Genomic DNA, 21,478 nt, shown 5'->3' on the forward strand with positions numbered 1-21,478 from the left:
AGACAAGACTGTAGGCTCGAAAAAATGAAAAAAATGCGAGTTTCTAACATTATATGTTATAAAACATAACATGGAGAATGAGAGAAAAAAGTGGCGAAAGTATGTTCGGTGTGGTATAATTTTTTAGTAAGGAATGCCTTTGCTTTCCTTTTCTTTTTATTGGTCGTAAAATGAAAAGGAATGAATGAAAAGGAGGACAAAGAATGATTGAAAGAGATACCTCCCGACGCTTTGAGCTTGTCTCGAAATACCAACCGGCTGGTGATCAGCCTGAAGCGATTAACCAATTAGTGGATGGCGTAGTCGGCGGGAAAAAAGCACAAATTTTATTAGGTGCGACTGGAACAGGGAAAACATATACGATTTCCAATCTTATTGAGAAAGTGAATAAACCAACACTGATTATTGCCCATAACAAAACATTGGCTGGTCAGCTGTACGGGGAATTCAAGGAATTTTTCCCTAACAATGCTGTTGAATATTTTGTTTCTTATTATGATTATTATCAGCCTGAAGCTTATGTGCCTTCAAGCGATACGTATATCGAAAAAGATTCAAGTGTAAATGATGAGATCGATAAATTACGACATTCGGCTACTAGTTCATTATTAGAAAGAAATGATGTGATCGTCATTGCATCCGTTTCATGTATTTTTGGATTAGGTTCGCCTTTTGAGTATCAAAAACAAGTCGTTTCGATTCGACAAGGAGCAGAATTAGATCGCAACCAGTTGATTCGTGACTTAGTCAGTATCCAGTTCGAAAGAAATGATATAGATTTTCAGCGCGGTCGTTTTCGAGTGCGTGGTGATGTCGTGGAGATTTTCCCGGCTTCAAGAGATGAACGTGCCTTAAGAGTGGAGTTTTTTGGAGATGAAGTCGAACGTATCCGAGAAGTCAATGCGCTGACAGGTGAAGTTTTAGGAGAAACGGAACATGTAGCAATCTTCCCGGCAACTCACTTTGTGACGAATGACGAACATATGGAGCATGCCGTAGCGAATATCAAAGCAGAATTAGAGCAGCGTTTAGCTGTTTTACGAAATGAAAACAAACTTCTAGAAGCTCAACGTTTAGAACAGCGAACCAATTATGATATTGAAATGATGTTAGAAATGGGCTACACTTCAGGAATCGAAAATTATTCTCGGCATATGGACGGACGTAAAGAAGGCGAACCGCCTTATACGCTATTGGATTTCTTTCCTGAAGATTTTTTGATCGTGGCTGACGAATCGCACGTGACCATGCCTCAAATCAGAGGAATGTATAATGGCGACCGAGCGAGAAAACAGATGCTAGTAGATTACGGTTTCCGTTTGCCATCTGCTTTAGACAATCGACCGCTTCGTCTAGAAGAATTTGAAAAACATGTCAATCAGATCATTTATGTCTCTGCGACACCAGGACCATATGAATATGAACAAACTGATACCGTTATCCAACAAATCATCCGTCCGACAGGGCTGCTTGATCCAGTAATCGAAGTCCGTCCAATCATGGGACAAATCGATGATCTAGTAGGCGAAATAAATGAACGGGTCGAAAAAGATCAACGGGTATTTGTAACGACACTGACGAAAAAAATGGCAGAAGACCTCACAGATTATTTCAAAGAATTAGGAATCAAAGTCAAATATCTGCATAGTGATATCAAAACGTTGGAACGAACAGAGATCATTCGAGATCTACGATTAGGCGAATTTGATGTGTTAGTCGGAATCAATTTGCTTCGTGAGGGATTAGATGTACCTGAAGTTTCTCTTGTTGCTATCTTGGATGCAGATAAAGAAGGCTTTTTACGTAGCGAACGTTCCTTAGTCCAAACGATTGGGCGAGCTGCTCGTAATGAAGAAGGGAAAGTAATCATGTACGCAGACAAGGTGACGGATTCTATGCGTTTAGCGATGGATGAAACGTCAAGACGTCGTACGATTCAGCAGAAGTACAATGAAGAACATGGGATCGTTCCAAAAACGATCATTAAAGAAATCCGAGATTTGATTTCTATTACGAAAGAATCGGAAGATGATACAAAAGAAGCGGTACAAGTGTCGTATGAAGAAATGACGAAGGAAGAAAAAGACACGTTATTGATGAAATTAGAAAAAGAAATGAAAGATGCGGCAAAAGCTTTGGATTTTGAAACAGCCGCTAATGTACGAGATATGATTTTAGAATTAAAAGCTTCGAAGTAGGAGGACAACATGGCTAACGATAAAATTACGATTCATGGTGCACGTGCCCATAACTTGAAAAATATAGATGTCACGATTCCACGAGACAAATTCGTGGTCGTTACAGGTTTGTCCGGTTCTGGAAAGAGTTCCTTAGCATTTGATACACTGTATGCAGAAGGACAGCGGAGATACGTAGAAAGTCTTTCTGCGTATGCCCGCCAGTTTTTAGGTCAAATGGATAAACCAGATGTAGACAGCATCGACGGATTGAGTCCGGCGATTTCTATTGATCAGAAAACAACAAGTAAAAACCCTCGTTCGACAGTAGGTACTGTGACGGAAATCAATGACTATTTACGCTTGTTGTTTGCTCGTGTAGGACATCCGATTTGTCCCAACGATCATATCGAGATTACCAGTCAATCAGTAGATCAAATGGCCGATCAAGTAATGGCTTTACCTGAGCGCACAAAGATTCAAGTAATGGCACCAATCGTGGTAAAGAAAAAAGGTCAACACAAAAAAATATTCGAACGAATCCAAAAAGAGGGATACGTCCGCGTTCGAGTCGATGGCGAAATCTATGATTTAAGTGAAGTACCTGAGCTGGAGAAAAACAAAAAACACGATATCGCAATCGTCATCGACCGGATCATTGTGAAAGAAGGAATTCGTTCTCGTCTATTTGATTCTTTAGAGGCAGCCTTGCGACTGGCAGACGGCTATGCTTTGGTTGACGTGATTGGCGAAGAAGAAATGTTGTTTAGCGAACACTATGCTTGTCCTTATTGCGGATTTACTGTTGGTGAACTAGAACCAAGACTTTTCTCCTTCAATGCGCCTTTTGGAGCTTGTCCAGACTGTGACGGTTTAGGCGTCAAATTAGAAGTCGATCAAGATTTAGTCATTCCAGATAGAACGAAGACGCTTAGTCAAGGTGCAATCGTTCCATGGAATCCAATCAGCTCTCAATATTATCCTCAAATGTTAGCGCAGGCTTGCGAAAGTTTCGGTATCGATTTGGATACACCATTCGAAGAATTACCGGAAGAACATCAGGAAATCATCTTAAATGGAACAGATGAACTTTTCCATTTCCATTATGAAAATGATTTTGGTGGCGTTCGCGATGTAGAAACAACTTTCGAAGGAGTATTGAAAAATATCGAACGTCGTTATCATGATACGAACAGTGATTTCACGCGTGAGCAAATGCGTCTTTATATGACCGAATTGACTTGTCAGACGTGTAAAGGTTATCGTTTGAATCCTCAAGCATTATCTGTTCAAATCAATGGAACGAATATTGGGCAAACAAATGAATTGTCTATCCAAAAAGCAGTAGACTTCTTCTCAAACCTTACATTATCTGAACAAGAAAAAGTGATTGCCAAACCGATTTTAAAAGAAGTAAATGACAGACTTTCATTCTTAGAAAATGTCGGATTAGACTATCTAACCTTGAGTCGTGCTTCGGGAACGTTATCTGGAGGAGAAGCACAGCGAATCAGATTGGCTACGCAAATTGGATCGAATCTTTCTGGAGTTCTGTATATTTTAGATGAACCATCGATCGGATTACATCAACGCGATAATGATCGACTGATTGGCTCATTGAAGAAAATGCGTGATCTTGGCAATACACTCGTTGTGGTCGAACATGATGAAGATACGATGTGGGCAGCAGATTATCTGATTGACGTCGGACCTGGAGCAGGGGAACAAGGCGGACAAATCGTTGCTGCAGGTACTCCTGAAGAAGTAGCTAATGACGAAAATTCTTTGACAGGGAAATATCTTTCAGGGAAAAAATCGATCCCGGTGCCAAAAGAACGCCGTAAAGGTAATGGTAAAGCAATCAAGATTACTGGTGCTTCAGAAAACAATCTGAAAAATATCAGTGTCGAATTTCCTTTAGGAGAATTTGTAGCAGTAACAGGTGTGTCTGGTTCTGGAAAGAGTACATTGGTCAATAGTATCTTAAAGAAATCATTAGCGCAGAAATTAAATAAGAATTCTGCCAAGCCAGGTAAATTCAAGACAATTTCCGGCTACGAAAGTATCGAAAAGATCATCGACATCGATCAAAGCCCAATCGGACGGACGCCGAGAAGTAATCCAGCGACTTATACGAGTGTCTTTGATGATATCCGTGGGTTATTTGCTCAAACAAACGAGGCAAAAATGCGGGGATATAAGAAAGGTCGTTTTAGTTTCAACGTAAAAGGCGGTCGTTGTGAAGCGTGTCGCGGGGATGGGATTATTAAGATCGAAATGCACTTTTTGCCTGATGTCTATGTTCCTTGTGAAGTATGTCATGGCAAACGATATAACTCTGAAACATTAGAAGTGCATTACAAAGGAAAAAGCATTGCAGATGTTTTGGAAATGACGGTAGAAGATGCTGTAGAATTCTTCAAGCATATTCCAAAGATTCATCGCAAACTGCAAACGATCGTTGATGTTGGCTTAGGGTATGTGACGATGGGACAACCAGCAACGACATTGTCCGGTGGCGAGGCGCAACGGATGAAACTTGCCAGTGAATTACACAAAATCTCTAATGGAAAGAATTTCTATATATTAGATGAACCAACGACTGGTCTTCATAGCGACGATATCGCCCGTTTGCTGCAAGTGTTACAAAGGTTAGTAGACGCTGGTAATACAGTTTTAGTGATCGAACACAATCTAGATGTAATCAAAACAGCCGATCATATCATTGATTTAGGACCAGAAGGCGGAGAAGGCGGAGGAACGATCCTTGCGACTGGAACTCCAGAAGAAATCATTGATGTAAAAGAAAGCTATACAGGTCACTATTTGAAAAAAATAATGGTATAAAGAAGATAGATCGCTGAGATAGTTAAAAAAACATAAAAAAATGAATTTGTGCTTGTTTTCTTAATACTAGTGTTCTAGAATCATTACATGGTAGTTCTTTCTACACTGATTGGTATAGATAAAAACTTCCTATAAGTTCAATCCGTTCAAAAAAGAATTGAGCAATCGGAGGAGTTTCCTTTGATTGCTTTTTTCTTTATGGTATGATATTCCTTGTGTAGTTAGAAAAGAAAAACAAGAGATTATGAGTAAGTGAGAGATAATGATGAACAGTATTGAAAATGAAGAATTTATCCCTATATTATTAGGAAGCGACATGAACGTTTATGGTATGGCACGTTCTTTTAACGAAGCATACGGCAAAGTCTGCCAAGCATATGCTTCTGATCAATTAGCCCCTACCCGCTACAGTAAAATCGTCAATGTAGAAGTCATTCCAGGATTTGATAAAGACCCTGTATTTATCGAGACGATGCTTCGTTTGGCAAAAGAAAGATATTCTGATAAGAGTAAAAAATATCTTTTGATCGCTTGTGGTGATGGGTATGCAGAATTGATCTCTCAACATAAGCAAGAGCTGTCAGAATATTTTATCTGTCCGTATATTGATTATTCTTTATTTGAAAGACTGATCAATAAAGTAAGCTTTTATGAAGTTTGTGAAGAATATGATCTTCCGTATCCTAAAACATTGATCGTCAGAGAAGAAATGTTAGTAAATGGACGCTTAGAACAGGAATTGCCTTTTGAATTCCCGGTTGCTTTGAAACCCGCAAACAGTGTGGAGTACCTTTCTGTTCAATTTGAAGGAAGAAAAAAAGCGTTTATTCTAGAAACGAGAGAAGAGTTTGATTTGATTTTAGGTCGGATCTATGAAGCCGGTTATACTAGTGAAATGATCGTACAAGATTTTATCCCGGGTGATGATAGTAATATGCGTGTGCTAAATGCGTATGTAGATGAAGATCATCAAGTTCGGATGATGTGTCTTGGTCATCCACTTTTAGAAGATCCTACACCAGCATCGATTGGAAATTACGTTGTGATCATGCCAGATTATAACGAAAAAATCTATCAAACCATTAAAGCATTTTTGGAAAAAATCGAATATACCGGCTTTGCCAATTTCGATATGAAGTATGATCCTAGAGATGGAGAATATAAATTATTTGAAATCAATTTGAGACAAGGACGTAGCAGTTTCTTTGTGACATTGAACGGCTTGAATCTGGCTCGTTTCGTCACAGAAGATCGAGTGTTCAACAAACCCTTTGTTGAAACGACCTATGGAACGAATCAATCAGATAAAGCAAGATTATGGATGGGTGTGCCCAAAAAAATCTTTTTAGAATATGCTCGGGAAAATGAAGACAAAAAACTAGCTGAGCAAATGATCAAAGAAAATCGTTACGGCACTACTGTATTTTATGAAAAAGATCGGTCAATCAAGCGCTGGATGTTGATGAAATATATGTTCCATAACTATATTCCAAGATTCAAAAAGTATTTTCATGTGAAAGAAGGCTAGTTCATGGAGAATTTTTTCAGTATTTTAGGCGGAATGGGCACGATGGCGACAGAAAGTTTTGTTCGCTTGATCAACCACCGAACGAAAGCTACAAAAGATCAAGAATATTTGAATTATGTCTTATTCAATCATGCAACAGTTCCTGATCGTACAGCTTATATTTTAGATCGATCAGAAGAAAATCCAGTGCCGTTTCTGCTGGACGATATTGAGAAACAAAATTTATTGCGACCAAACTTCATTGTGTTGACTTGTAACACAGCACATTACTTTTTTGAAGAATTACAAGCGGCAACGGATATTCCTATTCTGCATATGCCAAGAGAAGCAGCAAATGAACTTGTCCGTCAGCATACGACAGGGAGAGTAGCGATTCTAGGAACAGAAGGAAGTATGAAAGCTGGAATCTATGAACGCGAAGTCAAAAATCTTGGATTCGAAACAGTGATTCCTGATACTGCGCTTCAAGAAAAAATCAATTATTTGATCTATCATGAAATCAAAGAGTCAGATCACTTGAATCAAGAACTCTACTATGAGATTTTGGAGGAAGCGGTAGAGCGATTAAACTGTGAAAAAGTTATTCTAGGTTGCACGGAATTATCTTTGATGCATGAATTTGCTGAAGATAATCATTACCCAGTGATCGATGCTCAATCTATTTTAGCGGATCGGACGATCGAACGTGCATTAGCTGAAAGAAACGAAGCATTAGATACAGTATCTGAAAAGTAGAAAAATCTTGGATTTGGGGCAAATATCCTAAAAGATATTTGGTCCAAATCTTTTTGTAAAAGAGAAAGAAAGCTGGTAATGATACGCCCGGAATGATATAATTTTATTATGTACAATGTGAGAGGGGTTCGTAAATATGACAGATAATTTGCAATTAGTCATCATAACAGGTATGAGCGGTGCAGGAAAAACAGTAGCTATCCAAAGTTTTGAGGATATGGGCTATTTTTGTATCGATAATATGCCACCTCGATTGATTCCAAAATTCTGGGAATTAATCAAAGAATCAGGTAAAGTCACAAAAATGGCTTTAGGAGTAGATTTACGTTCTCGTTCCTTCTTTGAAGAAATTCAAAACATGCTGATTGAAATCGAAAATACGAACTTCATCGACACTTCTATCTTGTTTTTAGATGCTTCGGACGAAGAACTAGTTGCTCGTTACAAAGAAACAAGACGAGCGCATCCGATGGCAATGGACGGTTTGATCACTGAAGGAATCCGTAAAGAGCGGGCAATATTAGACGACTTGAAAGCACAAGCTTCCGTGATCATTGACACCACGACATTGACACCACGACAATTACGCGAAAAAATCAACGAGTCTTTCAAGTCAAAGGGAGACCAAGGATTTCGAATCGAATTTGTATCATTTGGCTTTAAATATGGGTTGCCGATTGACTCTGATATCGTGATGGATGTACGTTTTTTGCCAAATCCTCATTATATTCCAGAACTAAGACCACTAACTGGTAAAGACCAACCAGTCTATGATTATGTGATGTCCTTTGATGAAACACAATCTTTCTATCATAAATTTTTGGATCTTCTGGAAACCGTATTGCCTGGATATATCAAAGAAGGAAAAAGCAGCTTGACAGTTGCAATCGGCTGTACAGGCGGCCAACACCGTTCTGTGGCGTTGACTGAACGTTTGGCAAATGCTTTAGGAAAAACATATAAAGTCAATGTGACACATCGGGACAAGGATAAAAGGAAAGAGACGGTGAACCGGTCGTGAAAATGAAAACCTACCGGATAAGAAAACCAAAGATCGTAGTGGTCGGCGGTGGCACGGGTCTGCCGGTTATCCTAAAAAGTTTACGAAATCAGGGAGCAGATATCACGGCGGTAGTAACTGTTGCGGATGATGGTGGAAGCAGCGGCGCAATCAGAGAATCGATCGCTATGGCTCCTCCTGGTGACTTGAGAAATGTCTTAGTAGCGTTATCAGATATGCCGCAATTCTATGAAGATATTTTCCAATATCGTTTTAAAAAAGAAGATCAGTTCTTAGCCAATCATACGATCGGTAACCTGATTATTGCTGCAGTTTCCGAAATGCGAGGAAGCACATATGAAGCGATTCAATTATTAGCGAAAATGATGCATGTAGATGGACACGTCTATCCTTCTTCAGAAACGCCTTTGACCTTGCATGCCGTCTTTAAAGACGGAACGACTGCAGTAGGAGAATCTAAAATCGCGATTGATCGCAAAACGATCGATCATGTCTATGTTTGCAACACGAATGATAAAAGTGAAGCTAAAGCGGCACGAAAAGTCGTTTCAGCAATTATGGATGCCGACATGGTCGTTTTGGGTCCCGGCAGTTTATTCACTAGCATCCTTCCCAATTTAGTGATACCAGAAATTGGCGAAGCTATGATTAATACAACTGCTGAAACCGTGTATATCTGTAATATCATGACCCAAAAAGGGGAAACTGAACACTTCACCGATGCCGATCATATACGTGTCTTACACAAGCATTTGAAGCAGCCTTTTATCGACACGGTACTAGTCAATACGGAAAAAGTACCAGAAGATTATATGGACCCGGAAATCTATGATGAGTACTTAGTACAAGTCGCACATGATTTCCATGGATTGAGAAATGAAGGCTGTCGAGTGATTTCTACCGACTTTTTAGAATTGAAAGACGGTGGTGTCTTCCATGATGGAGACAAAGTGGTAGAAGAATTATTCCGATTAGTTTTCGGTTCAAAATATTAAGCAATTTATTGTTGGAGAAAGGAGGAGAATAGGATGTCATTTGCTGCAGATGTGAAGAAAGAACTAACTGGTTTGGAAGTTCATCGAGAACATGCGAAAGCAGAATTAGCTGCTTTGTTGCGAATGAACGGCTCTTTAGGTATTGTGAACCAGCAGTTTATTTTGAACGTCCAAACAGAAAATGCTGCAATTGCCAGACGTATCTATTCTCTTTTGAAAGATCATTATCAGGTACGAAGTGAGCTACTCGTTCGTAAAAAAATGAAATTAAAAAAGAACAATGTCTATATCGTCCGCTTGAAGCAAGGCACAAAAGATGTGTTGATGGATCTTGATATTATGGATGGTATGATGTTCAATGGACACGTTTCGGACGAGATTATGGGGAATTCGCAAAAAATGCGTTCGTATTTACGTGGGGCTTTTATGGCCTCGGGTTCAGTCAATAATCCAGAAACAAGCCGTTACCATTTAGAGATATTTTCCATTTATGAACAGCACAACCAAGACATTTGCGATATGTTGAATTATTACGGACTGCATGCTCGAACGCTTGAACGACGCAATGGCTATATTTCCTATTTAAAAGGCGCAGAAAAGATTGCTGATTTCTTGACACTGATTGGTGCAACTAATTCGATGCTTCGATTTGAAGACGTGCGGATCGTACGGGATATGAGAAATTCGGTCAATCGCCTAGTTAATTGTGAGACAGCAAATTTGAATAAGACGATTGATGCGGCTTCTAAACAAATTGAAAACATCGAATTGATCGAAGCAAAGGTCGGTCTGCATGCCCTTCCTGAAAAACTTCAGGAAATTGCTGAACTCCGGCTTCAGCATCCAGAAGTCAGTTTGAAAGAGTTAGGGGAAATGATTCCCTCAGGTACGATATCCAAATCGGGAATCAATCACCGTATACGCAAAATCAATGAATTTGCGGAAAAACTACGTGAAGAAGCAGTGTAATCCAATGTAAAAACTGATACATGAAGCAGAGGTGCGGATGTATCAGTTTTTTTTATTTAACAAAATATCACTTGCTTTTCTTTTCTTCTTCTGTCAAACTATAAATCCCTATTACTGCCCGTTGTTCGCCATAGATTTGTTTAAAAATCGATTTTAAAGGAGAAACAAGGATGACAGAGTATATTGAATTGATTCATGCACGAGAAAACAACTTGAAAAACATTGATTTGCGTATCCCAAAAAATAAAATTACCATCTTTACTGGCGTATCAGGGTCTGGCAAATCTTCTATTGTTTTTGATACGATTGCACAGGAGGCGGGCAGACAACTGAATGAGACTTGTAATAGTTTTGCACGTAATTTTTTGCCTAAATATAGCAGACCTGATATTGATGAGATCAAGCATTTATCCACGGCTGTTTTGATCAATCAGAAGAAACTGGGAGGAAATGCTCGATCCACTTTAGGTACTGCAACGGATATTCAGGCACTTTTTCGAATTTTATTTTCACGCTTTGCTGAACCGCCATTAGGTTATGCCAACGCGTATTCATTTAATGATCCTCAAGGTATGTGCCCTGTCTGCCAAGGAATTGGAAAAACGATAACATTGAATATCGATGCCGCTGTAGATGCGACACGCTCACTAAATGAAGGAGCAATCTTGCTTCCCAATTTCACGGTAGGGACTTGGTATTGGAAAATGTATGCAGAGACTGGTTTATTCGACCCAAACAAACCAATCTCCGAATACACATCAGAAGAATACGATCGATTATTGTATGGAAAAGCAGAGAGAATCAATATACCAAGTGCGGGAGATATGAATGTGACTTATGAAGGGATTGTCACTCGATTCATGCGAACCAATGTCCATACTGAAAAAGAAACAACGAAAAAAACAGCAAAGGTTCTGGAGACGTATACCAAAATGGACACTTGTCCAGAATGCCAAGGAAAACGTTTCTCACACGAAGTCCTAAACTCTAAAATAAACGGTTATAATATATACGATTTGACCGCAAAAGAATTATCTTCACTATTACAAATACTAGAAACGTTAGATAACAAAGAGCGTCATCCGTTGATTGCCAGTATCAAAAAACGTATCCAAGATTTGATTGATATTGGATTAGGCTATATGACATTGACACGCGAGACTTCAAGTTTATCTGGAGGGGAATCACAGCGAGTAAAAATGGTGAAGCAATTAGCTAGCAGTTTGACTAATATGATGTATATTTTTGATGAGCCAAGTACAGGATTGCATCCTAGAGATGTCCATCTACTTAATGATTTATTAAAAAAAATCCGAGATGAAGGGAATACAGTTCTGGTAGTCGAACATGATCCTGATGTCATCAAGGTGGCCGATCATATCGTGGATGTAGGACCTTATGCTGGAAGTCACGGCGGTGAGATCATGTATACTGGGGATTATGATGGATTACTGGATTCTGGTACGTTAACGGGAAACTATTTGCGACATCAATTACCAATCAAAAAAGAAGTACGGACATTTTCAGAAACCTTTATTAGCCGCCAGAGCTCTTTGCATAATTTAAAAAATATTCGCTTAGAAATCCCTAAAGGTGTTTTTACCGTTGTTTCTGGGGTAGCTGGTTCTGGCAAGAGTACATTGGTCAATCAAGTATTTTTAAAAGACTTTCCAGAAAGCCTACTTATTGATCAAAATCCAATCCATACGAACAAACGGTCAAATCCAGCCACATTCAGTGGGATCATGAATAACATTCGGAAAGCTTTTGGTAAAGAAAATCAAGTTGATGCTGGATATTTCAGCTACAATTCTAAAGGGGCTTGTCCAGAATGCAAAGGAATGGGTGTAATCGAGCTTAATCTATCCTTTATGGACAATCAGAGGTAGTTTGTTCAAATTGCCATGGGAAACGTTATGATCCAGCTGTTTTGGATTATCGTTATCGTGGAAAAAATATCGTAGAAGTCATGGATATGACCATAGAAGAAGCACTTGAATTTTTTGATGAGAAAGAGATCCAGCGAAAGCTTGAGAATCTAGAAGAAGTTGGTATTGGTTATCTGACTCTTGGACAGCCGATGGACACCTTATCTGGCGGAGAAGCACAAAGGCTGAAATTAGCTAATGAATTGAAAACAAATGGACAAATATACATTCTAGATGAGCCGACAACAGGACTGCATATGTCAGATGTCGAAAATGTGATTCGAATTATCAATAACTTAGTGGATAAAGGGAACACGGTCATTGTTATTGAACACAATCTAGATGTGATCCGAAGTGCTGATTGGATCATTGATCTTGGACCAGAAGGTGGATCTGGTGGTGGAAGTATCCTTTATGAAGGGATTCCAGGAGGATTAAAGAATGCACAAACGATCACTGGAAACTATATCTGATTGAATACTGTTTAGTGGAGAGGTTGTGACAGAAGCTACTTCTGGAACACCGTTTATTCGGAAAAAACATACTAGGAAAGGGCTGTGACAAGACTTTTGTCACAGCCCCCTTGTTGTTTTATTTTGCTTGGATCAATTCTTTTAGTTTTTCTTTTGAAATAGATTCATCAAAGATTTCTTTACCCAAGATGACGGTTGGAACAAATCGAATATGTGCTTGCTCAGCTTCGTTGATGATAGCTTGGCTCAGCTGTTCGTTTTTTTGTTCTGCCAGCCCTAATTTATCTGCTGCAAAATCCGCTACTCCTTGGAGCGAAAGATGTTTCCACTCGTCTTGAGTATCGAATATTTGTTTGATCTCTTTGATTGCTTGTTGTCCATCGCTGATCGTGATATACCGGTGCATCACGTTTCCTCGCTGCAAGCTTTCTTTTTCTTTATCGAATAATTTGATCACTCTCTGTAATTGACCGCTTTGGACGGCTTCTTCCAATAGCTCATGAGATTCTTCAAACCATTGTCGGCAATATGGGCAAGCTAAGTTGATGAATTCGATCATTTTTTTAGGAGCATCTGATGAACCATAAGTAATACCTTTTTCTGTAGTTGTTTTTGTTGCATCAATCACTGATATATCCATGTAAAAACACCTCTTTCGGTTATAGTTTACACATGTCTGACAAAAAAAGGCAACGATTTAGATTGTTTTTCTAAAAAAATGATTGAAATAGACGTATGTGAAATATTTTTCTAAATAAAAGAAAAAATGGAATATTTTACGTTATAATGGAACAGATAATAAGAGAGAATATGAACAAGGATGATGAATCATGCGAAAAATGAAAACAATGGACGGCAATACGGCAGCCGCGTATATTTCTTATGCTTTTACCGAGATTGCTGCAATATATCCGATAACGCCCAGTTCGACCATGGCTGAATTAGTCGATCAATGGTCAGCAGCAGGAAAAGAAAATGTATTTGGTCAACCAGTAAAAGTAGTGGAAATGCAATCCGAAGCAGGAGCAGCTGGCGTGGTTCACGGTTCACTGAAAACTGGTGCGCTGACAACTACATATACCGCCTCACAAGGGTTGCTTTTGATGATACCGAATATGTATAAAATTGCTGGGGAACTACTGCCAAGTGTTTTTCACGTTGCTAGTCGGGCAGTGACGACGAATGCTTTAAATATATTTGGAGATCATGGAGACGTGATGGCTGCAAGACAAACAGGGTTTGCGATGCTAGCTGAAAGCAGTGTGCAAGAAGTGATGGATTTGGCACCTGTTGCCCATCTTGCTTCCATTGAAGGCGAATTGCCTTTTTTGAATTTCTTTGATGGGTTCCGTACGAGTCACGAAATTCAAAAAATCGAAGTTTTGGAATATGAAGAATTAGCTCCTTTGGTCAATCAGGAGAAGTTAGCTTCTTTTCGTAAACGTGGGATGAATCCCAATCATCCGACAGTTAGTGGCACGAACCAGAATCCAGATATTCATTTTCAACAACGGGAAACAATCAATACGTATTATGATAAGTTACCTGCAATCGTACAAAAATATATGAAAGAGATCAATCGATTACGAGGTACTTCTTATGATTTGGTGACTTATTACGGAGCAGCTGATGCAGAAGAGGTCATTGTTTCGATGGGATCAGTTGCACAGACGATTGAGCAAACAGTTGATTATTTGAATGCAAACGGACGGAAAACAGGTTTTTTGAATATCCATCTTTATCGACCTTTTCCAGTGGAAACATTTGTGCAAAAGTTACCTCATACAGTAAAAGCAATCGCTGTTCTTGATCGAAGTAAAGAGCCAGGAGCAGGGGGAGAACCCCTTTTATTAGACGTTCAAAGTGCGTTATATGATTCTGAATTTCGCCCGGCTATTATTGGTGGTCGCTACGGATTAGGTTCGAAAGATGTGACACCCGATCAAATCTCGGCAGTTTTTGATGAATTGCAAAAAGATCCAAGTATACGCAAAAAACGGTTCACCATAGGGATCGTGGATGATGTGACTTATCAATCTTTGGAAACAAAAGAAAGTCTAGATTTAACAGAACCGCAAACATTCCAGGCAAAGTTTTGGGGATTTGGATCTGACGGAACAGTTGGTGCAAATAAATCAGCCATCAAGATTATCGGGGATCACACAGACAAATATGCTCAAGGCTATTTTTATTATGATTCGAAAAAATCTGGCGGTCTAACTGTCTCTCATCTGCGTTTTGGAGATACGCCGATACGTTCAGCGTATCTTGTCGAGCATGCGGACCTTGTTGCTTGTCACACACCAGCTTACCTGCATAGCTATGACTTAGTCAAAGGATTGAAGCCAGGTGGAATCTTTTTACTGAATACTCTTTGGAGTGACGAACAATTAGAAACGCATCTGCCCATAAAATTAAAACGTTACTTGGCTGAAAATAACATTCGGTTCTATACGATCAATGCCATGAGATTGGCCCAAGAAGTTGGCTTGGGACGACGGATCAATACGGCAATGGAAACAGCATTTTTTAAATTAGCTGACATCATTCCATTTGATGAAGTGATTCCGTTGCTAAAAGAAGAAGCACTAAAAAGCTACGGGCATAAATCAATGGCTATCGTAGAAAAAAATATACAGGCAATCGATCGGACAATCGAACTGCTTCATGAAGTTGTGATTCCAGAAAATTGGAAAACATTGGAGATGCCTGAAAAAATCAATAAAAGGAACAAGGGGTATGTACAAGAAATCCTTGAGCCAGTAAATGCGCAGGAAGGGAATCATCTCTCTGTTGGTACGCTTGTAGCAAATGGAATGACAACTGGCGAAATGCCTTTAGGAACGGCTTCTGTTGAAAAGCGAGGTGTCGCTTTAGAAGTACCTGAGTGGATTAGTGATCGCTGTACGATGTGTAATGAATGTGCCTTTGTGTGTCCACATGCTGCCATCCGTCCATTTTTGGCAGATGAAGAGGAAATGGAAGAAGCGCCAGAAGGATTTATCGTGAGAGAAATGAGAGGCGTAGACGGCGTAAAATACCGTATCCAAGTTTCAGTGGAAGACTGTACAGGTTGTGGTCTGTGTGTAGAGGCTTGTCCCGCAAAAGGCAAAGCTTTAGTGATGAAACCTTATGAAGAACAGAAAGAACAAGCTATGAATTGGGCTTTTGCGATGACGCTAAGACAAAAAGAAAATCCAGTGAAAGGGAAAAATACGGTTTTATCGACACAATTCAACCAACCACTTCTTGAATTCTCAGGCGCTTGCTCAGGCTGTGGCGAAACACCTTATGTAAAATTATTGACACAAATGTTCGGCGATCGAATGATGATTGCGAATGCGACAGGCTGTTCTTCTATTTGGGGCGGTGCCTCTCCAGCTTCGCCTTATACGACAAACAAATGTGGTCAAGGGCCTGCATGGTCAAATTCTTTATTGGAAGATAATGCTGAATTTGGTTATGGTATGCTTCTGGCGGCAAAGACTCGTCGTGAGGCTTTGGCAAATTCAATCAAAGAAGTATTGCCAAAAGTGTCAGAAGAACTGCGAGAATTGATGGAAGACTGGTTGGAACATCTCTTTGAGAGTGAAGGAACGCAACAAAGAGCAGCAAAACTGCAAGCAGCGATCGAAAATGAACGATCAATTGTCCCTGAACTGGAAGATATATACAAGAGAAGAGATCTATTCGTAAAAAACAGCCAATGGATGATTGGCGGAGACGGATGGGCTTACGACATTGGTTTTGGCGGGATCGATCATGTACTTGCCAGCGGAGCAGACGTAAATATCCTTGTTTTGGATAACGAAGTCTATTCCAATACTGGCGGTCAAACCTCAAAAGCAACACCAGCTTCGGCAATCGCTAAATTTTCAGCTAGTGGAAAATATGCTTCAAAGAAAGACTTAGGGATGATGGCGATGACATATGGGAATGTCTATGTAGCACAAATCGCTTCAGGGGCCAATCAAATGCAGACAATCAAAGCATTTGAAGAAGCAGAAAAGTATTCTGGCCCTTCTTTGATTATTGCCTATACACCTTGTATCACACATGGCTTGCTTGGTGGAATGAAAGAATCGCTTAAAGAAGCAAAAGAAGCTGTTTCTTCTGGTTACTGGTCATTATATCGATATAACCCTACAATGGTCGAAAAAAACAAGAAACCAATGACTTTGGACTACAAAAAACCTGATTTCTCTACTATGCCTGATTTCATGAGGAAACAAGTTCGCTTTTCTTCACTAGAGAACGCAAATCCAAATCTTGCAAAAGCTTTATTTGAAAAGACTGTCCAAGATGCTAAAAAACGTTTTTACAACTATGCTGCACTGTCAGGAGAATTAGAAAAAATCAAGAAAAGACTTGAACCAGAAGAGTCCATTGATGTAGTCGTTAAGACGAGAAAAGAAAAAACGACGGATCTTGAAGCGGAAGAAAGAAGAGCTGCCCGAAGAGCCGCTCGAGCAGAACGACGTAAAAAAATGGAACACGTTACAGAAGAAAAAAGTGAAAAATAACAGAAAAAATGTAATGAATAATTCTCTGAGGTTTAAAAATTTTTATTCTAGAGAAAAATAAAACGCATACTTGTAATTTTCTTGAAAATTATGTATTTTTCTCAAGAAAAAAACGAGTAGATCAGCCTCTAAAATTAAAACATATGATATACTAGAGAGGAAATCTCAAAAGAGAAGAGAGGCTTTTTATGTCATTTCAAATCGGGGAACTTTTTAATTTGGACTATTGGCAGCAAATGTTTTCCGGTGACTTGTTCTCTCTGAATTTTTTGGTGAACATACTTGATATTCTGGTTGTCTGGTATCTTGTATACAAACTGATCCAACTGCTGCGAGGCACAAAAGCGATTCAGCTTCTGAAAGGTGTAGCTATTTTTATTGTTATCCGAATCGTAGCAGAAATCATTGGTCTGCACACCTTGTCTTGGCTGATGAACCAAGTCATCACGTACGGGGTGATAGCTGCTATCGTGATTTTTCAGCCGGAAATCCGGAGAGGACTGGAACATCTTGGACGCAGTTCGCTTTTCAAACAATCAAAAAGCGAACAGCAGGAAGATGAGAAGATGATCTTGTCTTTTGACAAAGCCATCCAATATATGTCCAAGCGAAAAATCGGTGCGCTGATCACTATCGAACGTCATACTGGATTAGATGAGTATATTGAGACAGGGATTGCTTTAGATGCAGATATCACTGGGGAGCTGCTGATCAATATCTTTATTCCTAATACACCGCTGCATGATGGTGCAGTTATTGTAAAAGAAGGAAAGATCGCAGTAGCAAGTGCCTATCTTCCTCTATCAGAAAGTATGTTGATCCCTAAAGAATTCGGGACTCGACACCGGGCAGCTGTCGGTATAAGCGAAGTCAGCGACGCGATCACCATCGTTGTCTCTGAAGAAACCGGGGACGTCAGCATCACGTTAGATAATGAACTGATGGCTGGCTTATCCCAGCAAGAATATTTGGCAATCTTGCGTAGAGAATTAATTGCTGAAGAGAAAACAAAAAATAAGAAAAACGTGATTCAATCTTTCCTAGACGGTATGACTAAGGGAGGGGATCGCAAATGATCTCAAAAGAGAAACGGACAAGCATTCTTTACAGTTTTATTGCATTGCTGTTCAGTATTGCACTGTACTTCAATGCAAATGGACAGTCCGTTCAAAACACGCTTTCTGGAAATGAAGCGTATAATCAAACAGTCACTGGTGTGCCAATCAAAATTTCTTATGATTCGCAACGCTATTATATCCATGGATATGAAAACACAGTGACGGTCAAACTTTCCAGTGCAAACCGAGTCCAGTTGAATGCAGAAGCAAACGAAGATACACGGATGTTTCGCATCACTGCAGATATCACTAAGCTTGGCGAAGGAACACATGAAGTTCCGCTGAAAATTCAGAACTTGAGCAGTGCTGTCACAGCAAAGATGGAACCATCAACTATTACAGTAACGGTTGAGAAAAAGGTGACAAAAGATTTCGATGTGGAAACATTGATTCCTTCAACGATCACACCATCTGGATATGAGCTGGATGATACTTCCGTTAGTCCTAAAAAAGTCTCTATCACTACAGGTGATAAAACGTTGGCCGAAATCAAACGAGTAGTAGCTGATGTAGATGCTTCGATGGTCACGGATGATGGAATCAATAGTGAAGTGCCGATACAAGCGCTGAACGCAGCAGGAGAAATATTAAGTATCATTTCCGATCCAGTGCAAGTAACTGTGAAAGCTGATGCAATCAAACCAAGCAAAACGGTACGACTTTATGGGACGCAACAAGGAACACCGGCTGCTGGGGTTAAAAGCTATGATTTCAGTTTTTCAGACCTGGAAGCAGAAGTAAGCGGATCTAGCGATTTGCTTGCGTCAATCGGCGACAGTATCGTTGTACCAATCAATGTCTCAGGAATCAGTCATCGAACAACTCGTAAAATCGAAATACCAGTAGAAGAAGGACTAAGTATCAAACCTAAATCAGTCAGTGTGGAGATTACACCCGTAATGCAAACGTCAAGCAGCAGCTCCGCTTCGACGAGCAGTCGGACACAAGAAGATACAAATATAAGTACAAGCACCACATCTGCTGATTCAGTAACGGTACCTTCAACAACAACGTCCATCTCTTCTAGTTCGGAATCTGCAAAAAGCAGTTCATTCACGAGTACAGAAGAAACGTCGCAAACAAGCGAATCAACACAAATGAGCAGAACAAATTCCTCGGAAAATTAAGTTAAAGGAGTAATTTTACAACTATGGGTAAATATTTTGGAACAGACGGCGTCCGCGGTGAAGCCAACAAGGAGCTTACGCCAGAACTTGCATTTAAGCTGGGACGATGCGGAGGTTATGTCCTAAGCCAGCATGAAGAAGAAGGAAAACGCCCACGCGTACTAGTGGGGCGGGATACAAGAATCTCAGGTCAAATGTTAGAAGAAGCGCTGATTTCAGGACTTTTATCGGTGGGTATCGAAGTGTTCCAACTAGGTGTGATTTCTACGCCGGGTGTTGCTTATCTGACACGGTTACAAAAAGCAAGTGCAGGAGTGATGATCTCTGCTTCTCACAATCCAGCGCAGGATAATGGAATCAAATTTTTTGGTGCAGACGGTTTTAAATTAGTAGATGATCAAGAACTAGAAATCGAAGCATTGTTGGATGCAGAAGTAGATGAATTGCCTCGTCCATCAGCTGACGGTTTGGGAACTGTAGAAGAATTTCCAGAAGGTTTATTGAAATATTCTCAATTCCTTGTTCAAACGATCAATGGCGATCTTTCCGGTTTGACGATTTGTGTCGATGCAGCAAACGGAGCAACTTCAACAAGTGTCAATCGTTTGTTCGCTGATCTTGAAACAGATTTCTATACAATGGGCACAAATCCAGATGGTTTAAACATCAATGATGGGGTAGGTTCTACGCATCCAGAACGTTTAGCTGAGATGGTCGTTGAAAAAGGAGCGGACGCTGGTCTAGCTTTCGATGGCGATGGCGATCGCATCATCGCGGTAGATGAACTTGGGAATATCGTCGATGGTGATAAAATCATGTTTATCTGTGCTAAATACTTAGCAGAAAAAAATCGCTTGAAAAAAGACACCATCGTTACAACTGTGATGAGCAACTTAGGCTTCCACAAAGCGGTAGAAGGAATCGGTCTGAAAGATGTCGTTACACAAGTCGGTGATCGTTATGTTGTAGAAGAAATGCGCAAAAACGATTATAATTTTGGTGGCGAGCAGTCTGGACACATGATTTTCTTAGATTTCAACACAACTGGTGATGGGATGCTTTCAGGAATTCAGTTGTTGAATATTATGAAACAGACGGGTAAAAAATTATCTGAGCTTGCAGCAGAGGTAACGATTTATCCGCAAAAATTAGTGAATATCCGTGTAAGTGATAAAAATGGTGCGATGGATGTTCCAGCAATTAAAAAAGTGATCGAAGAAGCAGAAGCTGAAATGGGGTCAGAAGGTAGAATCTTAGTTCGCCCTTCCGGCACAGAACCATTACTTCGTGTGATGGCAGAAGCGCCTACCGATGAGAAAGTCAATTACTATGTCGATAAAATCGCAGCAGTAGTCAAAGAAGAAATCGGTCTAGATTAAGAACCTAAGGTAGAAGAGAAAAAGCAAAGACTAGTGACGGTTATTCGTCGCTGGTCTTTGCTTTTTCTTTTATTTAAAAACATATTGTGTAAGAAATATTATACCAATGTAAGAGATGAAAAAACTCAACATCACTAGTAAAATAGCACGTTTGCGTGCTTTATCTGCTTTTAATCCTATTTTTTTGTGGATATGATCAAGAATAATATAACTAGGAATTTGAGCCAATAGATAGACGTAATAATAGTTTTGCCCGTCCGCAATAAGGAAGTACAAAACAAGAGAAGCAACTATACTATCAAAAAAGAGAATAGACCAGCGTAAGAGCGTTAATTTTGATACCATCGAAAATCATAGGTAGAACTCCAGCGTGCTTCAGTCAAGGTTATTCTACCAGTCCCTCTATTGCCGTTAGCATCTTCATAACTATCATTTTTGTAAACATCAGGCTTGATAGTGGTAGTATCTAATTCAGAAGCAAGGGAGACGATTGCAGTAGAAGTCAGGACGAGTGAGGAAACAACAATTGTAGTGACAAAAATAATAAGCATTTTTCTTATCATAGGACAACCTCCATTTTGTTTTTGTTATAATATAAGTATAATAGTTTCTTTGTTACCCTTATATTTTATAATCATCGAATTGTTTTTGGTAGATT

At 39.6% G+C, this 21,478-nt stretch carries 13 protein-coding genes and 1 pseudogene; 12 read left to right on the forward strand and 2 right to left on the reverse strand.

Translation table 11 applies throughout. The features are described 5' to 3' along the window. Window positions 1-203 precede the first annotated feature (203 nt). The 8 genes and pseudogenes from uvrB (at window position 204) to QK255_RS05555 (ending at window position 12,673) form a co-directional block, all read left to right on the forward strand. A complete protein-coding gene (gene uvrB / locus QK255_RS05520; RefSeq protein WP_002292109.1) occupies window positions 204-2,198 on the forward strand; it encodes an excinuclease ABC subunit UvrB in 1,995 nt (664 codons plus the stop codon). A 9-nt stretch (window positions 2,199-2,207) separates the two neighbouring features. Next, window positions 2,208-5,024: an excinuclease ABC subunit UvrA gene (gene uvrA, locus QK255_RS05525; RefSeq protein WP_002313677.1), complete on the forward strand. Its 2,817-nt coding sequence runs from the start codon at window positions 2,208-2,210 to the stop codon at window positions 5,022-5,024. Between the two features lie 262 nt (window positions 5,025-5,286). Further along, window positions 5,287-6,552, forward strand: coding sequence for a D-aspartate ligase (locus tag QK255_RS05530; protein ID WP_002320122.1), 1,266 nt, complete (start codon window positions 5,287-5,289; stop codon window positions 6,550-6,552). A gap of 3 nt (window positions 6,553-6,555) precedes the next feature. Then, window positions 6,556-7,287, forward strand: a complete 732-nt coding sequence (locus QK255_RS05535; protein WP_002292103.1) for an aspartate racemase — start codon at window positions 6,556-6,558, stop codon at window positions 7,285-7,287. Window positions 7,288-7,423: 136 nt separating this feature from the next. Next, a complete protein-coding gene (rapZ, locus tag QK255_RS05540) occupies window positions 7,424-8,308 on the forward strand; it encodes an RNase adapter RapZ (RefSeq protein WP_002292102.1) in 885 nt (294 codons plus the stop codon). Next, a complete protein-coding gene (locus QK255_RS05545) occupies window positions 8,305-9,303 on the forward strand; it encodes a gluconeogenesis factor YvcK family protein (RefSeq protein ID WP_002316327.1) in 999 nt (332 codons plus the stop codon). The genes rapZ and QK255_RS05545 overlap by 4 nt, the downstream gene beginning before the upstream one ends. A 33-nt stretch (window positions 9,304-9,336) precedes the next feature. Continuing rightward, entirely contained in the window at window positions 9,337-10,272 is a 936-nt protein-coding gene (gene whiA / locus QK255_RS05550) for a DNA-binding protein WhiA (RefSeq protein ID WP_002292098.1), read from the forward strand. 170 nt (window positions 10,273-10,442) lie between these two features. Beyond that, window positions 10,443-12,673, forward strand: a pseudogene (locus tag QK255_RS05555) (ATP-binding cassette domain-containing protein). 118 nt (window positions 12,674-12,791) lie between these two features. Here QK255_RS05555 and QK255_RS05560 read toward each other — a convergent pair. Next, window positions 12,792-13,313, reverse strand: a complete 522-nt coding sequence (locus QK255_RS05560; RefSeq protein ID WP_002292093.1) for a DsbA family protein — start codon at window positions 13,311-13,313, stop codon at window positions 12,792-12,794. A gap of 190 nt (window positions 13,314-13,503) precedes the next feature. On the opposite strand from QK255_RS05560, the gene nifJ reads away from it, so the two are divergent. From nifJ to glmM, 4 genes are all read left to right on the forward strand, one after another. Next, a complete protein-coding gene (gene nifJ / locus QK255_RS05565; protein ID WP_002292091.1) occupies window positions 13,504-17,196 on the forward strand; it encodes a pyruvate:ferredoxin (flavodoxin) oxidoreductase in 3,693 nt (1,230 codons plus the stop codon). Window positions 17,197-17,384: 188 nt separating this feature from the next. Further along, a complete protein-coding gene (gene cdaA / locus QK255_RS05570) occupies window positions 17,385-18,272 on the forward strand; it encodes a diadenylate cyclase CdaA (protein ID WP_002287821.1) in 888 nt (295 codons plus the stop codon). Next, window positions 18,269-19,441, forward strand: coding sequence for a CdaR family protein (locus tag QK255_RS05575; protein WP_002292089.1), 1,173 nt, complete (start codon window positions 18,269-18,271; stop codon window positions 19,439-19,441). Before cdaA ends, QK255_RS05575 begins: the two co-directional genes overlap by 4 nt. A gap of 23 nt (window positions 19,442-19,464) precedes the next feature. Then, window positions 19,465-20,820 (forward strand): phosphoglucosamine mutase, encoded by a 1,356-nt coding sequence (glmM, locus tag QK255_RS05580; RefSeq protein ID WP_002292085.1) that lies wholly within the window; start codon window positions 19,465-19,467, stop codon window positions 20,818-20,820. Window positions 20,821-21,149: 329 nt separating this feature from the next. Here glmM and QK255_RS05585 read toward each other — a convergent pair whose 3' ends face one another. Beyond that, window positions 21,150-21,383, reverse strand: coding sequence for a hypothetical protein (locus QK255_RS05585; RefSeq protein WP_002292083.1), 234 nt, complete (start codon window positions 21,381-21,383; stop codon window positions 21,150-21,152). Window positions 21,384-21,478: the final 95 nt, after the last annotated feature.

The sequence above is a fragment of the Enterococcus sp. ZQ21 genome (assembly GCF_030053755.1).
GTDB classification, from domain to species: Bacteria; Bacillota; Bacilli; order Lactobacillales; family Enterococcaceae; genus Enterococcus_B; species Enterococcus_B lactis.